Raw genomic sequence first — 6,345 nt, 5'->3', positions numbered from 1 at the left:
GATCACCGCCAGCGCCGTCGCCGCCAGGGGCAGCAGCACCGGTGCCTGCCGCTGATGCTCCGGTTCGTCCGAAAGCCCCAGAGCGATACGACCGGTCACCGCAACCCGATCCAGGCCCACCACGGGAGGAAGCGGGGGCAGCCACGGCGCCGTCGCGCGGTCATTTCCCGCCGCATCGCTGATCGCCGCGAGCGCGACCGGGGAGCATCGCGCCATCCGCACGCGCTGTGGATCGACGTCAGCCGCACGCCGCAGGAGCGCCGTCCCCCGGGCCTCGGCGCGCCCAGGCAGCCGCACGGCGTCGTCGACCCCGATCACGGCCCGCGAGTCTGCGGCGTCGAGGGTGCGCAGTGCGATCCGCAGCGGCGCATTGGCCAGCAGCCCATCGCGGAACGCTCCGGCTGCGCGCTGAGATGCCAGGATCGCGTGGATGCCGAGTGCCCGGCCACGCGCCGCGACATCCGAGAACAGTTCGTGCATCTCGGGGTGCGCGGCCACCAGCGCGGCGAACTCGTCGACGATCACGACGAGCCGCGGCAGCGCTCCCGCGGCCTCCTCCACATCACGAGCACCGTGCTCGGCGAGAACGCGTTCTCGACGTCGGATCTCGGCTCGCAGGCTCTCCACCGCACGCACCGCCGCGCGGTCATCCAGGTCGGTCACGATCCCGGCGACGTGCGGGAGCGCCGCGAGGGCGTCGAAGGACCGGCCGCCCTTGAAGTCGATGAGGAGCAGGCAGACCTCACCGATGTGTCGTCCGCGACACAGGCCGGCCGCCCAGGTGACGAGCAGCTCGCTCTTGCCGGAGCCGGTCGTACCCACCACGACCGCGTGCGGCCCGTCGGCCACGAGGTCGACCGTGACGACCTCTCCCGCGCTCACGCCGATGGCGGCGGTCAGTCCCGCGCCGGAGCAATCGTCGACGAGCTCCTCGAATGCGACGGGAGCATCACCGCGGTGACCCAGCTCGCGAGCTCGCTCCGAGAGCATGGCCGCCACTTCGGACGCCTGCGCCGCCGACAACGCCTCGATGCGCACCGAACGTGTCGATCCCTCGTGGTCAAGGACCGCCTCATCACCACCGTGGAGAGTCAGGACGGCGCGACAGCGCGTCGGCGGCGGGGCGTCGTCGGCCAGGACGACGATCGGGATATCGGCATCCGAGGCGAGGCGGGCCGCGCCGTCGGCGAGCACCAGCGCATCCCCGGCACTCGCGAAAGCATGCGGCAGAGGCGACACGTCGCCCAGGATCTCCCCCACGGCCTCGGGGTCGGCGATCCGGACCCGACCGGGAGCACGCACGAGGCAGATCTGCATCACGAGTGCCCGGACCACCGCCGTGGCCTGTGCCGCGGGGCCGCGCACGGCGAGTCCCGCATGCAGAGGCACGGTCACGGGCGCGTCCTCCAGGCGCCGGGCTCGCCGTCGCAACGCGCGCGCGGCGTCGTCGGCGGGCTCGCCCTCCATCCGCAGAGTGCTCACCCCCTCCCCGCGACCGACCACCAGTGCCTCATCACGTCCGGGCACCGAGCGCCACACCTCTGCCTCGTCGGCGCACAGCGTCGCCACGTCGGGGGTACGCCGCCACGCACGGCGACGCTCCGCCTCGTGCCGCCGAGCGACCGCCTCCTCCAGGTGCGCCAGCGCACGGAGGTCCTCACGCCCGGCACGCCGTCGGGCACGCCGGGCCGTCCGCAGCCCGTCGACGAACGAGGCCCCCGCGACGAGCGGTCCGAGCGCGGCGAACCAGAGGGAGTGAACCGACCCCGTGATGCGCCAGAGCACCAGCGCACCGACGACGGGAACGATGGCGGTCAGGATCGGCAGCGGTGCCCGCGCCGGCGGCGTCGGGGCGGGCGGCAGGCGGAGCGGCTCGTCGTCGAGATCGTCGACATCGGTCATGCCTGCAGTCAAGCGGGGCGGCGCCCCGGTGCGACGCGCACCGGGGCGACCGGTGCACGACGGACGTCAGTCCACCGTTGGGGAGGAGCCGGTGCGGTGCACGTTCAGCACGATGATCGTGATGTTGTCGCGACCGCCGTTCTCCAGCGCGGCGTCGAGCATGGCCGCCGCCGCGGCGGCCGGATCGTCGTGCTGCAGGAGGAAGTGCAGGATGCCGTAATCCGTCAGCTCTTTCGTGAGGCCATCGCTGCAGATCACGAAGCGATCGCCGTCGACGACCTCGAGTCGCACGTAGTCGGGCGCGACACCGTCGGAGGGACCGACGGCGCGCGTGATCACGTTTCCGTACGGGTGGTTCTCGGCCTCTTCAGGGCTGAGGCGTCCCGCAGCGATGAGCTCTTGGACGACGGAATGATCGGTCGTGACCTGGGCAAGGCCACCGTCGCGGAAGAGATAGACCCGCGAATCGCCGATGTTGAGAGTCACCCACGTGGGTTCGGCGGTAGACGTGTCGAGGTAGACCCCGGTCACCGTCGTCCCGGTGCCGTCATCGGTGGCTTCGGGGTGCGAAGCGATGTCCCCGACCGCCTTGGAGAGCGCCTTCTCGATGTTCTTAGGGCTGACCTCGCCCTTGCCGACCATCGACTCCAGGCGTGCGATCGTGCTGCTGCTGGCGATCTCACCACCGATGTGGCCGCCCATCCCGTCGGCGACCACGAACAGCGGGTAGCGTGCGAGGACGGCGTCCTGGTTGACCTCACGCCGACGCCCCGTGTGGGTCAGCTCCGCCCACTGCAGTTCGATCGCACCATCCGCGAGCGGGAGGGTGCGCGAGTGAGTCGCGGCTTCGGGCACAGTCCCACTCTAGTGGACGGGGCGGGTCTGCACCCCGCCGACAGGCGGCGCAGCCGGGGCGGAGTCCGCTGCGGCACCGGCGGACGCCTCGAAGGAGCAGGTCGAGCATCAGGCCACCCGACCGCCACGCGCGCCCGCCCGGGTGCGCTGTCAGTGCACCCGGGCGGGCGAGGACGGTCGATGCCGCTCAGGAGCGCGGCGGCTCCGGAGCGCTGGGCGGCTCCGTGGTCGGCGACTCAGGGGCCGCCGGCGGCTCGGTGGCCGCGGGCGGCGCGGGCGGCTGGTATCCGGCCGGAGGCGCCGGCGGCTGGTAGCCCGCCGGAGGCGCCGGAGGCTGGTAGCCCGCCGGAGGCGTGTAGCCTCCGGGCGCCGCCGACGTCTGGACGGGAACGCCCTGCCAGACGGTGCGATCGGCGAGGAAGCCGTTCGCCGCCCACGGCGCGGGCGGCACGTTCGTGTTCCAGCGCGACTTGTCGAAGGCGAGGATGCCGAGCCAGACCAGGCCGAGCAGCACATAGAGGATGACCCAGGGGGTCTCCTTCTGCAGCTTCAGGCCCACTCGCCACGCGGCCAGTGCACCCACAGCGACCGGGAGCAGCGCGATGATCCACCCGAGAACCGGGACCTGGTTCAGCACACCGGACACCAGGATGGCGCCCAGCATGACCCACGGGCTGACGTCGCCGAGCTTGGCGAACACCATGAAGTTGTAGATCGGCACCCAGGCGCGCCACTTGCCCTGGACTCCCGCCTTGTCGAAGATCTTCATCAGGAAGAACGCACTGATCACGTAGCCGATCACCGCGAAGATGAAGATGAAGAACGCAAACACGATCAGGGCAGCTGCGGCGGCCGCAGCGCTCCCGCCCGAGTAATCATCCATGAGTACCTCCCCCGGCGATTCTCGCCGTCGAGCGCGACCACCGTGGCCGGCTCCGGCTCACATCGTATTGGTAGTGGAGCCACGGGCGCGAGGGATCCCGCGGAGCGTTTCGTCGCATCGCGCGTCGGCCGGAGCGCTACCCTGGGGCCACCCCCGCCCGCGCCGGAAGGATCCACCGATGACCGAGCCCACACTGCCGCCGTTGCCGGAACGTCCCGCAGAGGAGGTGTCGCGCGACACGGCATCCGGGGCGGGCATCGCCGGTGTCGACGACACGGGGGTTCCACGGCTGGTCGGCGACCTCGACGACATCGGTCGCGGCTTCCTCTCCGCCCTGTTCGACCTGTCGTTCACGCGGTTCATCACTCGCAGATTGGCAAGCGTCTTCTATCTCGTGGGCCTCGTCGCGATCGGCATCGCCTTCATCGCGACGTTCCTGTGGGGCCTCATCTCCGGCATCGGTTCGCTGTGGTGGAACGTGGGCGGTGGCATCGCGCTCATCCTGTCGACGTTGATCGTCGTTCCCGTCGTCGCGTTCCTCGCCGTCGTCGTGCTGCGCTTCATCATCGAGTCCGGGGTCGCCCTCGTAGCCATTGCCGAGAACACCGAGCGGACCGCCGCCAACACGGAACACGACTGATCAGACGACGAGGTCGATCTCTCCCGACGCACCGTCGCGCAAAGCTACCCCGGCCGTGTCGGCCCACGCCATCAGCGCCTTGCGCGTCGCGATGCGCGGGCGGGTCTGCGCGAGCCGTCTGACCACGGCGCCTTTGCCGTGCTTGTTGAAGTGGTTGAGCGCGCGCGTCACGCCATCCTCACCGATCGTCACCACCCGCAGGTAGGCCGAATCCACCTCCGCGGGAACGGGGCCGAGGGCGACGTAGGCCTCGGAGCGCAGATCCAGGATGAACGAGGGCGCGGCGGCACGTAAAGCCTCGGTGACCTCACCCGCCCAGTGTCGTCGCAGGGGCGGGATGCCGGGAAGCGCCGTTCCGGCGGCGAGCCGATAGGTCGGGATGGCGTCGAGAGCGCCGACCGGCCCGAAGGGTGCGGAGTGGATGAGCACGTGAGCGCCCAGCCAACGCCGCGACGCCGCGTCCAAGGTGGCGGCATCCAGCGCATCGAAGAGCACCCCCGTGTAGCGGTCGACCGCCGGCAACGTCGGTGCGCTGCGCAGCGTCGCATTGTGGGCGATGTCCTCGCGCTGGCGCCGCGACAGCTTGAGCACGCGCGCAGCGTGCTCTTCGTCGCCACTCAATGCGACGAGCGCGTCCACCGCCGCGTCGCGCGCCGCGCGCAGCTCGGGGAGCGCGAGCGCGCCGATGTCGAGAGATCGCTCACGCCCGCCGGGACGCTTGGTCTCCGACGGCGGCAACAGGATCAGCATGGGTGGTCTCCTCGCGCACAACGAAAACCACTCCCCGCCCGAGAAACGATGCGTTCTCGAGCGGGGAGTGGTTGCTGGCGGTACTCAGCGGCCGATCAGGACTCGAGAGCGGCGTGACCGGCCACGATGGTCAGCTCATTGCCTTCCATCGAGAGGAAGCCGTCCTGCGCACTGGCGACGACCTTCGTACCGTCGGACTGCGTGATGCGCACCTGGCCTTCGGCAAGGATCGCGAGGACGGGCTCGTGACCGGTCATGAAGCCGATCTCGCCCTCGACGGTCTTCGCCACGACGAGGTTCGCCTCGCCGTGCCAGACCTCCTCCTCCGCGGAGACGAGGGTGACGGTCAGCGCCATGTCAGCTGTTCTCCTTCTGGATCTGCGCCCACTTCTCCTCGACGTCGGAGATGCCGCCGACGTTGAAGAACGCCTGCTCGGCGACGTGGTCGAAGTCACCCTTCACGATCGCGTCGAAGGACTCGATGGTCTCCTTGATCGGAACCGTGGAGCCTTCCACACCGGTGAACTTCTTCGCCATGTAGGTGTTCTGCGAGAGGAACTGCTGAATGCGGCGTGCGCGCGACACGACGATCTTGTCCTCTTCGGAGAGCTCGTCGACACCCAGGATGGCGATGATCTCCTGCAGTTCCTTGTTCTTCTGGAGGATCTGCTTCACGGCCGTGGCGACGCGGTAGTGATCCTCACCGATGTAACGGGGGTCGAGGATCCGGCTGGTCGACGTCAGCGGGTCGATGGCGGGGTACAGACCCTTCGACGCGATCTCGCGCGAAAGCTCGGTCGTCGCGTCGAGGTGGGCGAACGTCGTCGCCGGGGCCGGGTCGGTGTAGTCGTCGGCCGGGACGTAGATCGCCTGCAGCGAGGTGATCGAGTGACCGCGGGTCGAGGTGATGCGCTCCTGGAGCACACCCATCTCATCGGCCAGGTTGGGCTGGTAACCCACGGCGGACGGCATACGGCCGAGCAGCGTCGAGACCTCCGAGCCGGCCTGGGTGAAGCGGAAGATGTTGTCGATGAACAGCAGCACGTCCTGCTTCTGCACGTCGCGGAAGTACTCCGCCATCGTGAGGGCCGACAGAGCGACACGCAGACGCGTCCCCGGCGGCTCGTCCATCTGGCCGAAGACGAGGGCCGTCTTGTCGAAGACTCCCGCCTCCTCCATCTCGCCGATCAGGTCGTTGCCCTCACGGGTGCGCTCACCGACGCCGGCGAACACCGACACGCCGCCGTGGTCCTGAGCGACGCGCTGGATCATCTCCTGGATCAGGACGGTCTTGCCGACGCCGGCGCCGCCGAAC

7 protein-coding genes (1 of these 7 only partly in view) are annotated in these 6,345 nt (G+C 69.8%); 1 reads left to right on the top strand and 6 read right to left on the bottom strand.

What is annotated here, in order from left to right:
* From BGN98_RS06175 to BGN98_RS06165, 3 genes are all read right to left on the bottom strand, one after another.
* Positions 1–990, bottom strand: the 5' portion of a protein-coding gene (locus BGN98_RS06175; RefSeq protein WP_502687817.1) for an FtsK/SpoIIIE domain-containing protein. Its footprint begins 819 nt before the window's first position; 990 of the gene's 1,809 nt are visible here — the first part of the coding sequence; it begins with the start codon at positions 988–990; its stop codon lies off the left edge, out of view.
* Positions 991–1,968: 978 nt separating this feature from the next.
* Positions 1,969–2,757: a PP2C family protein-serine/threonine phosphatase gene (locus BGN98_RS06170; RefSeq protein WP_061682831.1), complete on the bottom strand. Its 789-nt coding sequence runs from the start codon at positions 2,755–2,757 to the stop codon at positions 1,969–1,971.
* Positions 2,758–2,944: 187 nt separating this feature from the next.
* Positions 2,945–3,640 (bottom strand): Large exoprotein, encoded by a 696-nt coding sequence (locus BGN98_RS06165; protein ID WP_036289383.1) that lies wholly within the window; start codon positions 3,638–3,640, stop codon positions 2,945–2,947.
* A 178-nt stretch (positions 3,641–3,818) separates the two neighbouring features.
* On the opposite strand from BGN98_RS06165, the gene BGN98_RS06160 reads away from it, so the two are divergent.
* Entirely contained in the window at positions 3,819–4,280 is a 462-nt protein-coding gene (locus BGN98_RS06160; RefSeq protein ID WP_061682833.1) for a DUF4282 domain-containing protein, read from the top strand.
* On the opposite strand, the gene yaaA is transcribed toward BGN98_RS06160, so the two are convergent.
* The 3 genes from yaaA to atpD all read right to left on the bottom strand — a co-directional run.
* A complete protein-coding gene (yaaA, locus tag BGN98_RS06155; RefSeq protein ID WP_288120251.1) occupies positions 4,281–5,030 on the bottom strand; it encodes a peroxide stress protein YaaA in 750 nt (249 codons plus the stop codon).
* Positions 5,031–5,125: 95 nt separating this feature from the next.
* The gene (locus tag BGN98_RS06150; protein WP_039414524.1) at positions 5,126–5,386 is read right to left on the bottom strand and encodes a F0F1 ATP synthase subunit epsilon; all 261 of its coding nucleotides are present in this window, start codon (positions 5,384–5,386) and stop codon (positions 5,126–5,128) included.
* Position 5,387: 1 nt separating this feature from the next.
* A partial coding sequence (gene atpD / locus BGN98_RS06145; protein ID WP_288120248.1) for a F0F1 ATP synthase subunit beta occupies positions 5,388–6,345 on the bottom strand: 958 nt, incomplete at its 5' end.

The sequence above is a fragment of the Microbacterium sp. 69-7 genome (genome assembly GCF_001897985.1).
Taxonomy (GTDB): Bacteria; Actinomycetota; Actinomycetes; order Actinomycetales; family Microbacteriaceae; genus Microbacterium; species Microbacterium laevaniformans.
Note: the sequence above shows the minus strand (reverse complement) of the source record. Positions and strands in the feature narration are given on the sequence as shown.

Coding starts and splice junctions, on each gene's coding strand:
- BGN98_RS06150 (WP_039414524.1), bottom strand. CDS start 5,386: ATGGCGCTGACCGTCACCCTCGTCTCCGCGGAGGAGGAGGTCTGGCAC.
- BGN98_RS06160 (WP_061682833.1), top strand. CDS start 3,819: ATGACCGAGCCCACACTGCCGCCGTTGCCGGAACGTCCCGCAGAGGAG.
- yaaA (WP_288120251.1), bottom strand. CDS start 5,030: ATGCTGATCCTGTTGCCGCCGTCGGAGACCAAGCGTCCCGGCGGGCGT.
- BGN98_RS06165 (WP_036289383.1), bottom strand. CDS start 3,640: ATGGATGATTACTCGGGCGGGAGCGCTGCGGCCGCCGCAGCTGCCCTG.